At 45.7% G+C, this 18327-nt stretch carries 13 protein-coding genes; 12 read left to right on the top strand and 1 reads right to left on the bottom strand.

Going from position 1 to position 18327, the window contains the following annotated elements:
• Positions 1–73 precede the first annotated feature (73 nt).
• Positions 74–1804, bottom strand: coding sequence for a sensor histidine kinase (locus GTW09_RS09915; RefSeq protein WP_163111752.1), 1731 nt, complete (start codon positions 1802–1804; stop codon positions 74–76).
• Positions 1805–2072: 268 nt separating this feature from the next.
• On the opposite strand from GTW09_RS09915, the gene phoB reads away from it, so the two are divergent.
• The 12 genes from phoB to GTW09_RS09855 all read left to right on the top strand — a co-directional run bounded on the left by phoB (position 2073) and on the right by GTW09_RS09855 (position 18243).
• The gene (gene phoB / locus GTW09_RS09910; RefSeq protein ID WP_071978664.1) at positions 2073–2762 is read left to right on the top strand and encodes a phosphate regulon transcriptional regulator PhoB; all 690 of its coding nucleotides are present in this window, start codon (positions 2073–2075) and stop codon (positions 2760–2762) included.
• 68 nt (positions 2763–2830) lie between these two features.
• Positions 2831–4132: a phosphate regulon sensor histidine kinase PhoR gene (gene phoR / locus GTW09_RS09905; RefSeq protein ID WP_163111751.1), complete on the top strand. Its 1302-nt coding sequence runs from the start codon at positions 2831–2833 to the stop codon at positions 4130–4132.
• A 30-nt stretch (positions 4133–4162) separates the two neighbouring features.
• Positions 4163–5188: a PstS family phosphate ABC transporter substrate-binding protein gene (locus tag GTW09_RS09900; protein ID WP_163111750.1), complete on the top strand. Its 1026-nt coding sequence runs from the start codon at positions 4163–4165 to the stop codon at positions 5186–5188.
• On the top strand, positions 5181–6029 hold the full coding sequence (locus GTW09_RS17755) for a 2OG-Fe(II) oxygenase (RefSeq protein ID WP_163111749.1): 849 nt from the start codon (positions 5181–5183) through the stop codon (positions 6027–6029). Before GTW09_RS09900 ends, GTW09_RS17755 begins: the two co-directional genes overlap by 8 nt.
• A gap of 99 nt (positions 6030–6128) precedes the next feature.
• Positions 6129–10217, top strand: a complete 4089-nt coding sequence (locus GTW09_RS09890; RefSeq protein ID WP_163111748.1) for a hypothetical protein — start codon at positions 6129–6131, stop codon at positions 10215–10217.
• 94 nt (positions 10218–10311) lie between these two features.
• Positions 10312–13062 (top strand): TonB-dependent receptor domain-containing protein, encoded by a 2751-nt coding sequence (locus GTW09_RS09885; RefSeq protein WP_163111747.1) that lies wholly within the window; start codon positions 10312–10314, stop codon positions 13060–13062.
• Between the two features lie 140 nt (positions 13063–13202).
• Positions 13203–13961 carry a DUF3450 domain-containing protein gene (locus GTW09_RS09880; RefSeq protein ID WP_071978834.1) on the top strand — a complete coding sequence of 253 codons (759 nt, stop codon included), beginning with the start codon at positions 13203–13205 and terminating at the stop codon, positions 13959–13961.
• 13 nt (positions 13962–13974) lie between these two features.
• Entirely contained in the window at positions 13975–15339 is a 1365-nt protein-coding gene (locus tag GTW09_RS09875) for a MotA/TolQ/ExbB proton channel family protein (protein ID WP_163111746.1), read from the top strand.
• Positions 15340–15341: 2 nt separating this feature from the next.
• Entirely contained in the window at positions 15342–15860 is a 519-nt protein-coding gene (locus tag GTW09_RS09870) for a MotA/TolQ/ExbB proton channel family protein (RefSeq protein WP_071978836.1), read from the top strand.
• Positions 15861–15891: 31 nt separating this feature from the next.
• Positions 15892–16299, top strand: coding sequence for an ExbD/TolR family protein (locus GTW09_RS09865; protein WP_071978837.1), 408 nt, complete (start codon positions 15892–15894; stop codon positions 16297–16299).
• A 3-nt stretch (positions 16300–16302) separates the two neighbouring features.
• The gene (locus tag GTW09_RS09860; RefSeq protein WP_071978838.1) at positions 16303–16911 is read left to right on the top strand and encodes an energy transducer TonB; all 609 of its coding nucleotides are present in this window, start codon (positions 16303–16305) and stop codon (positions 16909–16911) included.
• A gap of 9 nt (positions 16912–16920) precedes the next feature.
• Entirely contained in the window at positions 16921–18243 is a 1323-nt protein-coding gene (locus tag GTW09_RS09855; RefSeq protein ID WP_163111745.1) for a tetratricopeptide repeat protein, read from the top strand.
• Positions 18244–18327: the final 84 nt, after the last annotated feature.

Genomic DNA, 18327 nt, shown 5'->3' with positions numbered 1-18327 from the left:
CGCAAGCGTACCAACCTATCTCGCGCCGCGCAATTGGAAATATGTTTAGCGTTGTCGTTTTAAAGCCGTGGCTTTAATGTTGGGAAATGGGAAAGCTTATGGTGTAGCTAAGCCCTTTCCCTGGTTCGCTTTGAGCGTCAATTTTGCCTTGAAGCGATTGAGTGACTAAGTTGTACACAATGTGCGTACCTAAACCGCTGCCACCGGAACCGCGTTTTGTAGTAAAAAATGCATCAAACAGTTGCGATAGTTCTTCCTTGGCTAAGCCTTTTCCATCATCTTCGTAGTGCATAACCACTTGACCGTCTACAACCTCAACATTCAGTGAAATGTTTCCAGATGTTTTGTCTTCGAAACCGTGATTCAGTGAATTAACGATAAGGTTAGTCACGATTTGCGCTATTGCGCCCGGGGCACAAGTGACCACCAAATCTTTAGGGCAGCTCAGGGATATATTGTGCTGCGTGTGCTTAAAACTTGGTTTCAGTGATTGTAAGATTTCTTCAATATACTCGCACAACACAAAATCGCGCTCGGTTTCACTGGTCTGATCTACAGCTACCTGCTTAAAGCTAGCGATAAGGTCGGAAGCTCGTTCTAGATTATTTAACAGCAAAAGTGCGGTTTGATCAGCTTCGTCAATAAAGCTGGCCATACTTTTACTGGTTAAGCTGTTGTCTGAAAAGTCTTGTTTTAAATTGTTAAGCCTTTCTTGAAGAAAGCTTGCCGCGGTAACGCTCACGCCAAGCGGGGTGTTTATATCGTGAGTGATACCGGCTACTAGGCCCCCAAGAGAGGCCATCCTTTCCGATTCGATGAGCTGTGCTTGCGCTTGATGGAGCGTTTCCATTGACCCAGCAAGCTCATCATTTTTCTTACGCAACTCGCTTTCTATATATTGACGGTTTTTATTCTCTTGCCGCAACTCGCGCTGGTGGGATATCAGCTCGTCTTTTTGCTGCTCTAAATCTAACATTATTTGCGAAAGTGAGGCTGTCTTCTTAGCGACTTCTTGTTCTAATACAAGGTTCTGATCATCGAGTTTTGCGTTGGCTTCGGTAAGCTCTTTTTGGGCGTTTTTCAGTTTTTCATTCGATACGATTAAATCATCAATTACGCCGTTATAGGAATCTCTTAACTGCAGCAGTTCGTTGTCGTCTTCAACTTTTAAGGTAAGCTTGCTTTCTTCCGGATGAAGCGGGTCGAAGTTACCCATTTGCTCGGTAATGTTTTGCAGAGGTTCAGACAGCATAGTGCGAAATGCGGTCATAAAGAGAAAGACCAGAAAAGTGGTTTTGACGATGGCATTGCCAATCAAGAAAAATACACCCACTTCTATACGGCTGAAAATAGTATCGAAGCTTGAATATAAAGTCACATCGCCGACGGTTGACTCGCGTCCAGCGAATTTAAATACAAGGGGGAAACTGTAACTGAAAACACCGCCCGAGTGGTCTTCAATAAGTTCGCGTTCTACGGGGTTAGGAGAGCGGGTTCTTCTAATACCTTGCTGTGTAATGAAATTCCCGTTTTCGCCCCTTACTTGAAGGCCTTCTACGATTGGAATTGACATAAGCCCTTCGGCTATAGCGCGGACTTGCTCTTCATTAATCTCCCACATGGCGCGGGTTAGGCTAGATGAAAAGGTGTTTTTGAGTGTTTGTAGTTCTTGCTCGACATGATTTTTAGTACTGAGATATTCGGTAAATATTTGGCCTACGGTCACAATAAGTGTGAGGGCAAAATATACTGAGAGTACTCTTGTTAACAGCTTCCTTGATAACCCTGTTTTCACCGCAGCCATCGACTAACTTACCCCTGTCTAAAATCGAGCTCTGACTAAAATAAACCCTAACTACACGCGTATCCTTAATCTGATTTAGCGTTATAGATTAGCGCACTTTTGTTTGCTAAGAATATGCAAAATTCTATTATTTAACAAGATTATCAGCTCAAACTATATACATAGTAGGATATATGTAAAACTTGACACACAAATGTAATCGTTTTAATAAAACTGTCATAGACCACATTAATAATAGCGAAAATTAAAAATGACCAGGAAGACAACTATGTCTCGCACTATATTGGTGGTTGAAGACGAAGCCCCTATTCGTGAAATGCTAAAATTCGTTTTAGAACAGTCGAGTTTTACTGTTATTGAAGCAGAAGATTTTGATATTGCTAAAGAGAAAGTATGCGAGCCATATCCTGATCTTATCTTGCTAGATTGGATGCTACCTGGTGGCAGCGGTGTTCAGTTAGCAAAAAGCTTGAAGCAGCACGAATTCACTCGCGATATCCCAGTCATTATGCTTACGGCACGTGGCGAAGAAGAAGATAAAATCCGCGGTCTAGACGCCGGTGCAGACGACTATATTACCAAGCCGTTTTCACCTAAAGAGTTGGTTGCACGTATAAAAGCCGTTATGCGACGAGTTACACCAACATCAAATGAAGAGCCAATCGAATTCAACGGTCTAAAGCTTGAGCCAGTATCTCACCGTGTTACTGCCAACGATGAACCTCTAGATATGGGCCCAACAGAGTTTAAGCTGCTACACTTTTTTATGACTCACCCAGAGCGGGTTTATAGCCGAGAACTGCTGCTTGATAACGTATGGGGTACTAACGTTTACGTTGAAGACAGAACGGTTGATGTGCACATACGTCGTTTGCGCAAAGCTATCTCTAAGCATGGTCACGATGCTATGATCCAAACAGTTCGCGGTGCGGGGTATCGTTTTTCCGGTAAGGCCTAGCGCTCGACACTCTGGGCACGTTGCTACGCAGCGGCGTGTCCCTCAATTTCTGTAACACGAGTTCCAATATGTATTACCCCTTTTCATGGTTTAGAAGCACCATTCGTTTGCTGATCTTCTTAGTGCTTTTTGCGCTAGGCGGATGGCTGTTAGACGATATGGTGTTTGCTGTGGCACTTGGAGCTGTCGTATTACTTATTTTCAACTATTGGCATTTGTATAAGTTAAATCGTTGGCTTTGGCACAGTCGAAAAATGTCTCCGCCTACAGTTCGTGGCGTGTGGGAACATATCTACGAAGGTATTTATTACCTGCAGCGAAGAAATCGAAACAAGCGAAAAGAACTCGGCGAGCTCGTTAAGCGTTTCAGGGAAGGGTCGGAAGCATTGCCCGACGCCGCAGTGGTGGTTGATTCTAAAGCATGTATTCTGTGGTGTAACCGGTTAGCGCGACTAGAGTTAGGTTTAAAGTGGCCAAAAGACGCTGGGCGCCGCCTCGACAATTTACTCAGGCACCCAGAGTTTATCGAGTATTTTCATGCGGGAAATTACAAATACCCCATTGAAGTACCGTCGCCCACAAACCCTAATAAAACCTTTGAATACCGCATTATGCCTTACGGGGAAGAGCACATGCTGCTCATCGCTCGAGATATTACGCGAGTATCTCAGCTAGAGGCGATGCGAAAAGATTTTGTTGCAAACGTGTCTCATGAGTTACGAACGCCTTTAACCGTTATAAACGGCTATTTAGAAATTATGCCTGAAGCGGAAGGCGCGGACCCTTTTGTTAAAAAGGCCATGAGCGAAATGGCGACACAAACCCATCGCATGCAAAATTTGATAGAAGATCTGTTGGTGTTATCAAGAATTGAAGCAAGTTCAGAACGGGTTTATGAAAATGTAGTCAACGTTGGCTCAATGCTGTCGCTAATAGAACGTGAGGCGCAGGCACTAAATAAAGATAAAGGTCACACCATCACATTTCATGTAGACAAAGAGTTATCGGTTTACGGTGTTGAGACAGAGTTGCGAAGTGCGTGCTCTAACTTGGTATTTAATGCGGTGCATTACACGCCAGCAGGCGGAGAGATTAACGTTTACTGGAGCCGTAAGCCATCGGGAGCCAGTTTTTCTGTTGTAGACAATGGCGAAGGCATAGAGCAAGCTCACCTGAACAGACTAACCGAGCGTTTTTATCGCGTAGATAAAGCACGGTCTCGAAAAACAGGCGGTTCTGGATTAGGTCTTTCTATTGTGAAACATGTGCTAAGCCACCATAATTCAGCTTTGGAAATTAGCAGCACCGTAGGGAAGGGCAGCAATTTTTCTTTCGTATTGGATAACGAACTTATTGCTGATCAATCTTAATAGTGCGCCACCTAAAGGGGTATTGAACATATGACATTACGGCTCTTAAGAAGAGTAGCAATAGGCTTATGTTCATTGCTTGTTACGCAGTCAGTTTGCGCGATACAGGAAGCAGAGGCTCTATCGAATAGCGCTGCTTCCAAAGTGCCTTCTTATGAGCGTGTGCCCGGCGTAGCAGGTAAACTATCATCGGTGGGTTCCGATACCCTAGCTAACTTAATGACCTTTTGGTCGCAAGAGTTCAAAACTCTCTATCCGCAGGTAGGTTTTCAAATTCAGGCCTCGGGTTCATCAACCGCACCGCCAGCTCTTATTGAAGGCACCGCTACCATAGGGCCTATGAGTAGAGCGCTCAAGCCCAGTGAAATTCGCGATTTTATCAATGTGCACGGCTATCCACCTACCGTATTAAAGGTTGCCATGGACGCCATTGCCATTTTTGTAGATAGACGGAATCCACTAGAGGGGATGACGTTAGAACATGTGGACGCCATTTTTTCACGTACCTTGTACTGCGGTGCCAATGAGCATATCAATCGATGGTCGCAGTTAGGCGTGAACGAGAGCGGTTATCAGTCTCCAATTCGACTATATGGCCGTAATTCTGTATCGGGAACATATGGTCTGTTTAAGGTCTCAGCCCTGTGCGACGGCGATTTCAAAAATACCGTGAACGAACAGCCAGGCTCTGCCTCTGTGGTGTTATCGGTAGCCAGTGGCACCGGAGCAATCGGTTATGCAGCTTATGGATATAAAACCGCGGGCGTTCGTGCTTTGGCATTAGGCGACTCTCTTGATAATTTAATACCGCTTTCTATCGATACAGTAAGAAACGAAACTTACCCTTTCGCCCGTTTCTTATATTTGGTGATCAATAAGAAGCCCGGCGAGCCGCTGCCCACTCTTGAGCGCGAGTTTATTCGCTACATATTGTCGAAAGAAGGACAAAACCAAGTATTAAGAGATGGGTACTTTCCTATTCGAGAAGATGTATTGCTTAGGCAGCGCCGGCTGTTAGAAGATAATGTCCAAAGCGTTGGAGTTGTGAGTGAATAGTACGTGGAAGCGTTGGGTGTTAGAAAATACACTTAAAGGTGTAAGTGGAAAAGAGCTTTATTTAACCTTAATAAAGCACGGTTTTGTGCATGAGCAAATTGTGCCTTTATTGGGGGCGAATTTATCGGCGCAGCAAACACAACAGTTAGCTAATAAGTATAGAGTGTCGGTACCACTACCGGCTTTTCTCGGTGATGATAAAAGTGATGATTCTCATTGTTCTAATATAAGAACCTCTGAAACAGTTGATTATGAAACCTTTGGTGATAGTGATTTTTGTGTCTATAAGCTAACAGGTGGCTTTGACTCAGATTTGTGTGAAGCGGCTGTTAGCAGCATAAAAAAGGGTTTGAGGCCCTCCACCATTACCACAGTGAGTAGCGACAAACCTCAGCAATATCGCACTTCAAGCACATGTGACTTCGCCAGCCTTGAAGCCGGTTTGGCAGAACGTTTGAGTGATAAATTAAAATCATTAATGGGAAAAGTGCACGATACGTCTGAGCCCATTCAGGCTCAACACTACGACATAGACCAAGAGTTTAAACAGCATACCGACTACTTTGAGCCGGGTTCGTCTGAATACAGCAAGTTTGCAGGCCGCAGGGGGCAGCGTAGTTGGACGTGTATGGTCTACCTCAATACAGTTGAGCGCGGGGGCGATACTGAATTTCTTCATCTAAAAAAACGCTTCTCGCCAAAGCAGGGAGATGTGCTTGTATGGTGTAACGTAGACAAAAACGGCATAGTAAACCCGAAAAGCCTGCACCAAGCACATCCGGTAGAGGCAGGTGAGAAGTATGTAATTACCCAATGGTGCCGTCTACCTGCCACCAAATGAACCTTTTGTTACACTGTCATAGTGTAACAAAAGTGTCATTAATCTTAGGTAACCTTCTCCGCTGATTAGTACAAGATCTTATTTCCAGCGGAGAAATTAATGTTTATCAAGCAAAGCTTCAAAATATCTGCAGTAGCAGCGGCACTTGTGTTGGCTGGTTGTGGTGGCGACATTAACATCAGCGAAGGCGACGTTATCGACAATTCTGATAACTCTTCTGTTATTAACAACCCAGCTCCAACACCTACACCAACACCTACTCCAACACCAACACCTACTCCAACTGATGCGAACAACCCGTTCACTCAAGGTTTAGCAACAGATGTTTCTGCAGAGTTCCCTTCAATTACTGATAAGCCAGTTTATCGTCTTAATGAAGGAACTACTTTTGTAGAAGACGTTACTTTCACTGCTGATGCACATTGGGTTTTACAAGGTCGTACAGCAGTTGGCGGCGATAACGTAGACTCTGCAGTACTTACTATTGAAGCCGGCACTACTATCATCGGCGAATCTGGTGAAGATTTCTTAGTAGTTCGTCGTGGTTCACAGATTGAAGCTGAAGGCCGTGCTGATGCACCTATCGTGTTTACATCGGTTCAAGATGTAACAGGTCAAGAGACAGATATTGGTCAGTGGGGCGGCTTAGTTGTTCTTGGTCGTGCTCCTGCTAACAGCTGTGGCGACCAAGTTGGCGAAACAACAGAAGACGAACTTGCTAACTGTGGTGTAGCTGCAGAAGGTGACGCGGGTCAATTCGGTGGGAACATTGCTGATGACGATTCTGGTTCAATTCGCTATGTTGTAGTGAAGCACGCTGGTCGTACACTAGGTAATGGTGACGAGCTTAATGGTATTACGCTAGCTGGTGTGGGTTCTGAGACCACAGTGGAATATATTCAAGTACACCAAAACCTTGACGATGGTCTAGAATTCTTCGGTGGAACTGTAAACGTAAGCCACGTTGTACTAACTGCAAACGGTGACGACAGCCTAGATTGGTCTTTCGGCTGGACTGGTCACGCACAATATATCTATATCCAACAAGACGCTGCTGCTGGCGACAATGCGTTTGAAGCCGATAACAGTGAATTTGATGCCGCAGCGCGTCCTCTTACTAATCCACGCATCTCTAATGTAACTGTAGTCGGTGCACCTGAGACAAACGGTGTGCGTCTGCGTGCAGGTACAGCGGGTAAAATCAGCAACTTACTTGTTGTTGGTCCAGAAGGTTACAGCAACTGTCTACGTGTAAACGGTGACGAAAGTGTTGCCAATGCAGAAAGTGGCGAACTTGCTATCACAGGAAGCATAGTTTCATGTGCTGACGACGCAGAGCAGTTCACATCTGGCGATATTGGTGGTGTTTCAACTGAAGAATGGTTCCTAGCCCAAGACGGCAACCAAGTGCTACCTACTGCACAGTTAAACCTTGCGGCAAACGGTTATGCACCACTGGCTGATTCTGTTTTGTTAACTAGTGGTGTAGATCCTCGCGATATCGAGCCAGAGTTCGAAGATGCACAATATGTTGGTGCATTCGACGGTCAAAACAACTGGATGACAGGTTGGACAGTTGGTATCAATGGTGGTTTCCCAACTGACGTACAAAACGCATTTGACCAGGGTCTTGCGGTAGACGTTTCTTCTCAGTTCCCTCAGATCACTGACAAGCCAGTTTACTTATTAGACACAGACGTTACGTTCACATCAGACGTTACTTTAACCAACGACGCACACTGGGTACTAAGTGGCCGTACTGCTGTTGGTGGTGATAACGTAGATAGCGCGACATTATTCATCGAAAATGGAACAACTATCATCGGTCAGGCTGGTGAAGATTTCCTAGTGGTACGTCGTGGTTCTAAAATCGAAGCGCTTGGTCTAGAAAATGCTCCAATCACAATGACGTCTATCCAAGATGTTACCGGTGAAGAAACTGATATCGGTCAGTGGGGTGGTTTGGTTGTTCTTGGTCGTGCTCCAGCAAACAGCTGTGGTGACCAGGTGGGTGAGACTACAGAAGATGAGCTAGCGAACTGTGGTGTTGCTGCAGAAGGTGATGCAGGCCAGTTCGGTGGAAACGTTCCTACTGACGATTCAGGTACTATCCAGTACGTTGTAGTTAAACACGCAGGACGTACGCTAGGTAACGGTGACGAGCTTAACGGTATTACGCTTGCTGGTGTTGGTTCAAGCACTAACGTAAACCACATCCAGGTACACAAAAACTTGGACGACGGCCTTGAATTCTTTGGCGGAACGGTAAGTGTTCGTTATGTTGTATTGACTGATAATGGCGATGACAGCTTAGATTGGTCTTTCGGTTGGACAGGTAATGCACAGTTTGTTTACGTTCGTCAGAACGAAGATGCCGGCGACAATGGCATCGAAGCTGATAACAGCGAATTTGATGCGGGCGCACGCCCTCTTACTAACCCAACTATCGCAAACATGACTATTGTGGGTGATAACACGAACAACGGCGTACGCCTTCGTGCAGGTACTGCGGGTAAGATTCACAACCTAGTAGTTACTGGCCCTGAAGGTTATCAAAACTGCTTACGTGTTAACGGTGCAGAGTCTGAGGCACTTGCTACAGCTGGCGAGCTAACAATGACTCACTCAACAGTAGCATGTACAGAGGCGACTAACTTCGGTAACGATTTTACTCGCAACTGGTTTACTGGCCAAGACAGCAACTCGGTAAACACAGCAAACGCACTGCGTTTAAGCGTAGACGGCAGAACACCACTAGACGGTTCTCCGCTTCTAGGAACAGGTCTTGACCTATCAGAAACCAACGGTTTCTTCGTTCCAACTGATTATCAAGGTGCATTCGACGGCGAAAACGATTGGACTGAAGGCTGGGCATTCTTACCAGGTAACTTCCCAACCAATCTTCAAAACGCTTTCGACCAAGGTTTGGCGACGGATGTTTCAGCTGATTTCCCACAAATAACTGACAAGCCAGTTTATTTGCTTAACGCTGACAGCACGTTCACTGCGGACGTTACACTAACTAACGATGCACACTGGGTACTAAATGGTCGTACAGCGGTAGGTAACGACAATGTTGACCCTGCAACGCTATGGATTGAGCAAGGTACAACAATTATTGGTCAACGTGGCGAAGACTTCCTAGTGGTTCGCCGTGGTTCTAAAGTTCAGGCTTTAGGTACAGCTGCTGCACCTATCGTTATGACTTCTATCCAAGATGTAACTGGTGAAGAGACTGACATTGGTCAGTGGGGTGGCCTAGTTGTTTTAGGGCGCGCACCAGCGAACAGCTGTGGTGATCAAGTTGGTGATACGACCGAAGATGAACTAGCAAACTGTGGTGTAGCTGCAGAAGGTGATGCCGGTCAGTTTGGCGGCAACGTTGCTGACGATAACTCAGGTACTATTAACTACGTAGTAGTGAAGCACGCTGGACGTACACTAGGTAATGGCGACGAGCTTAACGGCATCACGCTAGCGGGTGTAGGTTCTGGTACTGCAATAGATTATATCCAGGTTCACAAAAATCTAGACGATGGTCTTGAGTTCTTCGGCGGCACAGTAAGCGTTAAGCACGTAGTATTAACTGCAAACGGTGATGATAGCCTTGACTGGTCATTTGGCTGGACAGGTAACATCCAATATGTACTTATCAAGCAAGACGAAGCTGCTGGTGACAACGGTATAGAAGCGGATAACAGTGAGTTTGATGCTGCTGCAAGACCGCTTACTAACCCCACCGTGGCTAACCTAACTGTTATTGGTGACAATACAAACAATGGTGTGCGTCTGCGCGCAGGTACTGCAGGTTCACTTTATAACGTGCTAGTTACTGGCCCTGAGAACTTTACTAACTGCCTTCGCGTGAACGGTACAGAGTCCCAAGCGCTAGCTACCGACGGAACCCTATCAATGCAGAGCTCAGTAGTAGCATGCTCTGAAGCGAACAATTTTGACTCAGACTTCTCTCGTGACTGGTTCACAGGTGAAGCTTCAAACAGAGTTGTTGCTCCAGATGGTCTAGGACTAGCTACAAACGGTTACCAGCCTGCGGCAGGTTCGGTTCTTCTAGAAGGTGCTACTGACGTTCAAGAAATCAACAGCTTTTTCGACAGTGTTGACTTTGTTGGCGCGGTTGGCGAAGAAAACGACTGGACTGAAGGGTGGGTTACTGTAGGTCTGGAATAGTCACATAAATCGCACGACGCAATGTGGCGCTCTTTAAGAGCGCCACGTTTTATGCGTTAAAGCACGTGTTGTTCTAGATTTTCGGAGTTTAATAATGAGTGATATTTCCCGCTTACTATCGAGGCCGTCTCGCCTTGGTATGGCAGTTTGCGCCGCCTTAGCGCTTGGCACAACCGCACCGTCTCTTGCTCTAGCTCAGGAAGCTGAAGCATCTGAAGACGAAGTTATAGAAGAAGTTGTTGCAACGGCCTCGCGCCTAAAAGGTACTGCTACCGCAGTAATGCAAGAGCGTAAAAACCAAGCGTTTGTTGCAGATATCCTGGGTGCTGAGCAGATAGCTCGTACGGGTGATGGCGATGCTGGCGCTGCACTTCGACGTGTCACAGGTTTGACACTGGTAGATGGCAAGTTCATTTACATTCGCGGTTTGGGTGAGCGCTATTCAAGCACACAGCTAAACGGTATGTATGTTCCAAGTCCGGACCCTACACGATCAGTAGTTCCTCTCGATTTATTCCCCTCGGATATAATCGAAAGCTTAAGTGTACAGAAGTCGTTTTCTCCTGACATGCCTGCACACTTTGGTGGTGGTAACGTTGATATTCGAACGAAATCAATCCCATCGGAGTTTATATTCAGGCTCTCTGGTGGTTTTGGTACCAATACAAATAACTTTGACGATGGCTTTTTTTACGACGGTGGAAGCGATGATTGGACTGGGCGTGATGATGGAACTCGCGCGCTTCCAACAAGCATTAGCAGCCGTCTAGATGCTGCGCAGTCAAGCGCTGGTATCGAGGGTAGTTTGTCGTTTCCTGTAACCTTGGAAGACCGTCAGGAAATGCTGTCGGACATCAACTGGGATATTGGTCCGGACCAAATCAGTGTTGATCCCGATACCACAGCCCGTGCAACATTAGGTAATTCCTATGAGACTGAATACGGCAAGTTTGGCTTCCTGTCATCGGTTTTCTATCGTAATGAATGGAATGTAAAAGACCAAACGATCGGCTCCAATATGGGTACCGTTGGGTGTTCTGAGTTACCTGAGGAACAAGTGAGCGGAACCAAGTGTTTTGCCCAGTTTTTTGACGGTGTTCAGACTGAGCAAGCAGTCACTTGGAGTGGCATGCTGAACTTTGGTTACGAATATAGCAATAATCACCGGTTCTCTCTAAACAATGTATTGCTTCATGATATGAGCGACCGTTTGAGACAGCGTGATTTTACCGACGTAAACGAAACTGTTGCCGGTGTAAGAGAATTTGAGCGCGTAGATATTGTCTATGAAGAACGTCGCATGTCTTCAACACAGTTGAAAGGCGAGCACACTTTTCCTGAGTACAATTTCGCGACGTTTGATTGGTACGTTGGCACCAGCCGGGCGCGTCGTTACTCTCCAGGTAATCTAGACTTGATATTTGAGCTGACGATTGAAGACGGTAATGTTGTTCAGAAGCAATTGCAAAATGTATCGGCTACCAGTGTAAATCTTGAATGGCAAGACTTGCGAGACGTAGCGGATAATTGGGGTTGGGCAGCAAGCTACCCGTTTACCATTGGCAGTGCTGAGATTGATCTCAAAGCAGGTGCTGATTTTTATAATAAAGGTCGTAAAGCTACTAACATTCCTATTGAGGTTACGCATCGCTCGTTAGACCAAGAGTTATCGCGCGGCGACAGAATTGATGAGATTTTTTCGCAAGAGCGAATTAATAATCCAGATTTCTATCGCAGCGGTTCAGGTCAAGGTTTATTCCTTTCTGGTATGGCCGACGGTGACGAGTTCTCGGCAGGTATGAAGCTAGACGCTTATTACCTAATGGCAGATGCGTTTATTGACCAAAAGTGGCGTGTAAGCGGTGGTTTCCGTTACGAAGACTTTCGTCAAGTATCAGTACCATTTACTGCACACTCTAATCAATTTTCAGAGTCTGTAGAGGATTTAATCGACTTTACCTTCCAAGAAGACGATTTCTTTCCTGCGTTGGGTCTAACTTATATTCTTGACGATGAAATGCAGTTCCGTTTCAACATCAGTCAATCTACTATCCGTCCAGATTTACGTGATGTAAGCTCAAGTTTCTTTATAGACCCAATCACACAGTTCCTGGTTCGAGGTTCGCCTTTGTTACAAAGCTCAAAGCTTGACAACGCTGACTTGCGTTGGGAGTGGTATCGGGATGGTGGCGATAACGTCTCTGTAGCGTTGTTCTACAAAGACATTACTAATCCTATCGAACTTATTGAGCTAGGAACAGTTGGTGGTGCAGCACCTAACTTGCTCACAGCCAATGCTGAGCAAGGTGAGTTGTACGGCGTAGAGGTTGATTTCCTTCAGGGGCTTAACACCCTTGGCGAGAAATTTGATAACTTCTTTTTATCCGGAAACTTCACGCTGTCAGATTCTAACGTGACCATTGGTGCTATTGATGACGATGAGATTTCATTGTTTGAAAGCCAAGTACTAGATGCGCTAGACGCCACAAGTGCTTCTAATATTGTAACTAATAACGAGCGTCGCTTGGTGGGTCACAGTGAATGGGTTGTGAATTTACAACTTGGTTGGGATTCTGATAACGGTGAGCACACAGCTACATTGGCGTATAATGCCTTTGGTCCGCGAATTATTGTTCCTGGAACACGTGGCAACGCTGACGCTGAGGAAGAAACTTTCCACTCATTGGATTTAACCTATACTTACTTCCCAGATTTTAACTCTCAGATACGTTTTGCAGTTCGAAATATATTTGATGAGCAAAAGGAAGTACTGCAGGAAAACCTACCGATATTTCGCCAACAAGAAGGCGTTGACGTAAGTGTGAGATACACCTACGAATTCTAGGATAACAAAGGGGCGTAAGCCCCTTTTTTATTGCACTTAAATTCTTTTGTAATAAAACTGTCACGGAAAACTCCTATCCTACCGGCTGATTTTTACAGTCGGAAATTACCGATTTCTTTTAATTTGAAAGGTTTGAATGTATGAAGCTTATCAACGCCTTGCTTGTTGCAGGTGTGCTTACTGCCGCACCAGTGCTTGCACAAGACGATGAAGTCTTAAAACCCGTTGTCGATGAGGCAGCGAAGATAAACGAGTCTGCGGCGAAATCGCAGGAAAAGATCAACGGCATTACCGATCAAATTGACAGCAAACTTCAACAGTTCAAAACATTGATGAAAGAAATCGAAGGTCTTGAGGTTTATAACACTCAGCTTCGTAAGCAAATCAATAGTCAAGAGCAAGAAATGGCAGATCTAAACTCTGCTATCGATGAAGTATCGGTTGTTGAGCGTCAAATTACACCATTGATGATGCGTATGATTGACGGCTTAGCTCAGTTCATTGAACTAGACATGCCATTTCTTCCAGAAGAGCGCGCTAACCGCGTAGCTGATTTACGTGCCATGATGGATAGAGCTGATGTTGCTGCTTCTGAAAAATTCCGTCGCGTAATGGAAGCATTCCAAGTTGAGATGGATTACGGCCGCACTATGGAAGCTTACAGCGGTATCCATTCTATCGATGGTCAAGAGCGCGACGTAGAGTTTTTGCGCCTTGGTCGTACTGCGCTAATTTATCAAACGCGTGATGCAAGCCGCCAGGGAGTTTGGAACAAACAAACTCGCCAGTGGGAAGAGCTTGATAGCGGCTACCGCACACAAATTACAAAAGGTCTGCGCATGGCGAAGAAGCAACTTGCTCCAGACTTGCTAATGCTGCCAGTAGCAATTACAGACTAAGAGGTTGATGAGAATGTTTAACACAGTAAAACGTATCGCTGTTGGTCTAGTAGCCCTTAGCATCAGCGCAGGTGCCTTGGCACAAAACGACCGCGCTATGGACTTAGACGCACTTCTAAAACAGTTAGAAGAAGGTCAGTTCGCACAGTCACAGCAAAACAAGCAACGTGAACGCGACTTCCAAGCGCAGCGCGCAGAGCAAGACCGAATTCTTCGCGAGACTCGTGAAAAGCGCGATCAAATGCTAGTGCAGTCGGAGCAGCTTGAAACACAGTTCGAAGAAAACGAGTTTAAACTAGCCGACCTTAACGGCGCGTTAGATACACGCTTGGGTTCACTTAAAGAGTTGTTCGGTGTATTGCAGCAAATTGCCGGCGATACTAAGAACAAGTTTTATAACTCTGTTATTTCAGCGCAAATTCCAGGTCGTTCTGAATTTTTAGACCAAATGGCCCAAGACATGGGCTCAAGCTCGAAGCTAGCATCAATTGAAGAAATTGAGCGCGTATGGTTCGAAATGCAGCGTGAAATGACGGAATCTGGCAAAGTCACTACCTTCACAACTGACGTTGTAGAAGCTGGTGGTGAGAAAGTGAATAAACCTGTGGTTCGTGTAGGTCCATTTGCCCTTGTATCAGACGGTAAATACCTAGACTACAACGGTGTTACTGGCACAGTATCTGAACTCATTCGTCAGCCAGCTGATCGTTACAACGACTCAGCGACAGAACTTCAAGCATCTAGCGGAGAGTTAGTGCAGTTTGGTATCGACCCAACGGGTGGTTCTATTCTTGGTCTTCTTGTTCAAGCGCCTAATATGAAAGAGCGTGTTGAGCAGGGCGGTGTAGTTGGATATATCATCCTTATCGTTGGTGCGTTCGGCTTATTACTTGCACTTGAGCGTCTAGTAACCCTTACGCTAACGCGTATGAAAGTGAACAAACAGCTTAAGAGCAAAGAAGTTAATACTAATAACCCTCTTGGCCGCGTGTTGAAAGTTCGTGACGAGCACCCTAATGCTGACGTAGAAGCGCTAGAGCTACACCTTACTGAAGCAATTTTAGGTGAAGTACCTAAGCTAGGTCGTAACCTTACTATTATCAAGATTATCTCGGTAGTGGCGCCGCTTATGGGTCTACTCGGTACGGTAACCGGTATGATTAATACCTTCCAGGCAATCACCTTGTTTGGTACAGGTGACCCGAAACTAATGGCTGGTGGTATTTCAACAGCGCTTGTAACAACTGTACTTGGTTTGGTTGTGGCAATTCCTATGACGCTGCTTTACGCCATGCTTAATACACGTTCTAAAAACATCGTGTACATTCTTCAAGAACAAGCATCTGGCGTTATCGCAGAGCGTTCTGAGCGAGGCTAATTATGATCGAGTTTCTAGAAGCAATTCGCGATTTCACAGAAACAGGTGGCCAGGTTCTCCTGGTCATCGGTCTGCTGATATTCGTTATGTGGCTTTTGATCCTCGAGCGTGCAATGTATCTGTTGGTTTGGCACAAGCAAGCAAAGAAAGATGCGGTCGCAATGTGGAAAGCGCGCAACGACCGTTCATCTTGGGTTGCTGAGCAAATACGTCAGAAAACAATTTCGCAATTAACTATACGGCTAAATGGCAGTATTCCGATTATCCAAGCACTTGTAGCGCTTTGTCCGCTGTTGGGTTTGATGGGTACAGTAACCGGTATGATAGAAGTGTTCGACGTTATGGCTATCTCTGGTTCGGGTAATGCCCGTTCTATGGCCTCGGGCGTATCGAAGGCAACTATTCCTACTATGGCAGGAATGGTTGGGGCACTATCTGGTGTCTTCGCTGCTACTTGGTTAAATCGTATGGTGAAATCTGAACGCACGCATCTTGAGGATGCATTGATTATTCAACGTTAATGCGCCAGCGCATTAAGGTAAGGTATTTATTATGAAGCAGCACTTTCAAAATTTGGTCGATGAAGAAGAAGCAGCCATCGACATGACGCCCATGCTGGACGTTGTATTTATCATGCTGATCTTTTTCATCGTTACTGCGTCTTTTGTGAAAGAAGCAGGTATTGATGTAAATCGCCCAGAAGCAGCGACTGCGGTTAAGAAAGATCGCGCGAACATCCTCATCGCTATTTCTGATAAGGGTGAAATTTGGATTAACAAGCGTCGTATAGATGTGCGTGCTGTGCAGGCCAACATCGAGCGTTTACATGCGGAAAATCCGCAGGGAACTGTTGTTATTCAGGCCGATAAAAAGTCGACAACAGAAACCTTGATCAAGGTGATGGACGCCTCGCGCGCGGCAGGTGTATTTGATGTCTCGATTGCAGCCCAAGAGCAATAAATCATGCCACGATATATAATCGCATTTGTTATTTCCCTTGCGATCACGTTAGGCCTGTTCTTCTTGATGCAGTCATTGATCAAGATGGGTGGCAGCGCCCTAACGGAGCCGCCTCAGGGAAGCGTGCTTGACTTTGTAAGGGTTAAGCAAGATGAACAGGTTGAGAAAAAAGACCGCAAGCCTAAGAAGCCACCTAAGCCGGAACAGCCGCCACCGCAAATGGAGCAGCCTCAAATGGATTCGCCTTCGCCTGATGCAGAAGGTACGTCGATGGATTTTGGTGCTGAAGTAGGTGACGAAATATCACTAGATGGCGGCTTAGCCCTTGAATCTGGGGATGGGGAATACTTGCCAATCGTTAAGGTTGCGCCGGTTTACCCAAGACGTGCGCTTCAGCGCGGTATCGAAGGATTTGTGATTGTTGAGTTTACCGTTACGAAACAGGGAGCTGTGCGCGACCCAATCGTAATCGAAGCCAATCCAGAAGGGTTGTTCGAGCAAGCGGCAATAGATGCGGCAATGAAGTTTAAATACAAGCCGCGAGTAGTCAATGGTGAGCCTACAGAAGTGTCCGGTATTCAAAACCGTATTACGTTCCAAATTGACGGGTAGTAGAACAAGATGAGAAAACAGACGAATAAATTGTTTAGCGCTATCGCGTTTACTATCGCCTCAGCGACTGTTTCTATTCCAGGTTTACTACTGGCAACCGAAGCAGTAGCTCAAGAGCAGAAGGCTAGTGAGAAAAAAACGCGTCGTGTTCCAACGCTAAGAGGCAAAGTGTACGAGCAGCTGGCGCGCGCGCAGGCTGCAGCGGATGAGTCTGGTGATGTGGAAGAGGCTCTTGCTATATTAGGAGAGGTTGAGGAAAAAAGTTATTCAATGAACGCCTATGAAAAGGCCATGATGTATAACTTTTATGGCTTCATCTACTACAACGATGAAGACTACGACAAAGCGCTTGAGTCATTCGCTAAAGTCGTTGAGCAACAACCAATCCCAGAAAAGTTTGAGATGACGACACTTTTCAGTCTTGCCCAGCTTAACCTTATGCAGGGTAATTTTGATGAGACTATTAAGTATCTTGAGCGCTGGGAGTCGTTGAATACGGGCCCAATACCACCTAAAAATAAGGTGATTAAAGCACAGGCTTATTACCAAAGTCAGCAGTATGAGTTAGCTGCAGATTGGATTTCACAGGCGATAGCCGACCATGAAGCTGAAGGCATGCTGCCCGATGAGGGCTGGCTAATTCTTCAGCGGGCCGTATTTTATGAGCTAAAGCAGCCTAAAAAGGTAAAAGATGTTTTGGTAAAAATGGTCAAGTTGTTTGACGAGCCAAAGTATTGGATCCAGTTAGCAGGCATGTACGGCGAACTTGGCGAAGAGCGAAAGCAGCTAGCCATGATGGAAACCGCCTACCAGCGAGGCTTCATAGAATCTTCGGCAGATATCTTTAATCTTGCGCAGCTTTACTACTACCATCGTGCGCCTTACAAAGGGGCCAAGCTGATGGAGCAAGCGATGAACGAAGGTGTATTGGAAAAGAATCTTCGTAACCTCAAGTTCTTAGGTCAAAGTTGGTCGTTAGCAAAAGAGCAAGATAAAGCTATACCTGTCATGATGCAGGCGGCAAACCTTGCTGATGATGGTGAGCTTGATGCACAACTTGCTCAAATTCTTTTGAACGAAGAGCGTTGGGACGATGCTATTGCCGCTGTCGATAGAGCGCTAGAAAAAGGCGATTTAAGAAATCCTGGTTTAGTGTACCTCGTTAAAGGCATGGCGCTGTTTAATAAAAAACAGTACGCACTTGCGCTTAACCAGCTTGCAGAGGCTGAAAAGCACCAAAAGAGTCGCGCTATGGCACAGCAATGGAAGCAGTTTGTACAAGGCGAAAAGCGTCAGGCTGAAGCTATGGCGGCTGAACTTGGTGCTAGCTAACTTTGAGTTTGGAAAGTCTGCACAAGTGTAGGTAGAAGTATTTAAGTTTTGGAAACGTTTAAAGCCACACTTTTTAGTGTGGCT

The sequence above is a fragment of the Alteromonas hispanica genome (genome assembly GCF_010500915.1).
GTDB classification, from domain to species: Bacteria; Pseudomonadota; Gammaproteobacteria; order Enterobacterales; family Alteromonadaceae; genus Alteromonas; species Alteromonas hispanica.
The sequence above is the reverse complement of the archived record's forward strand: the minus strand, read 5'-3'. Positions and strand labels throughout refer to the sequence as shown.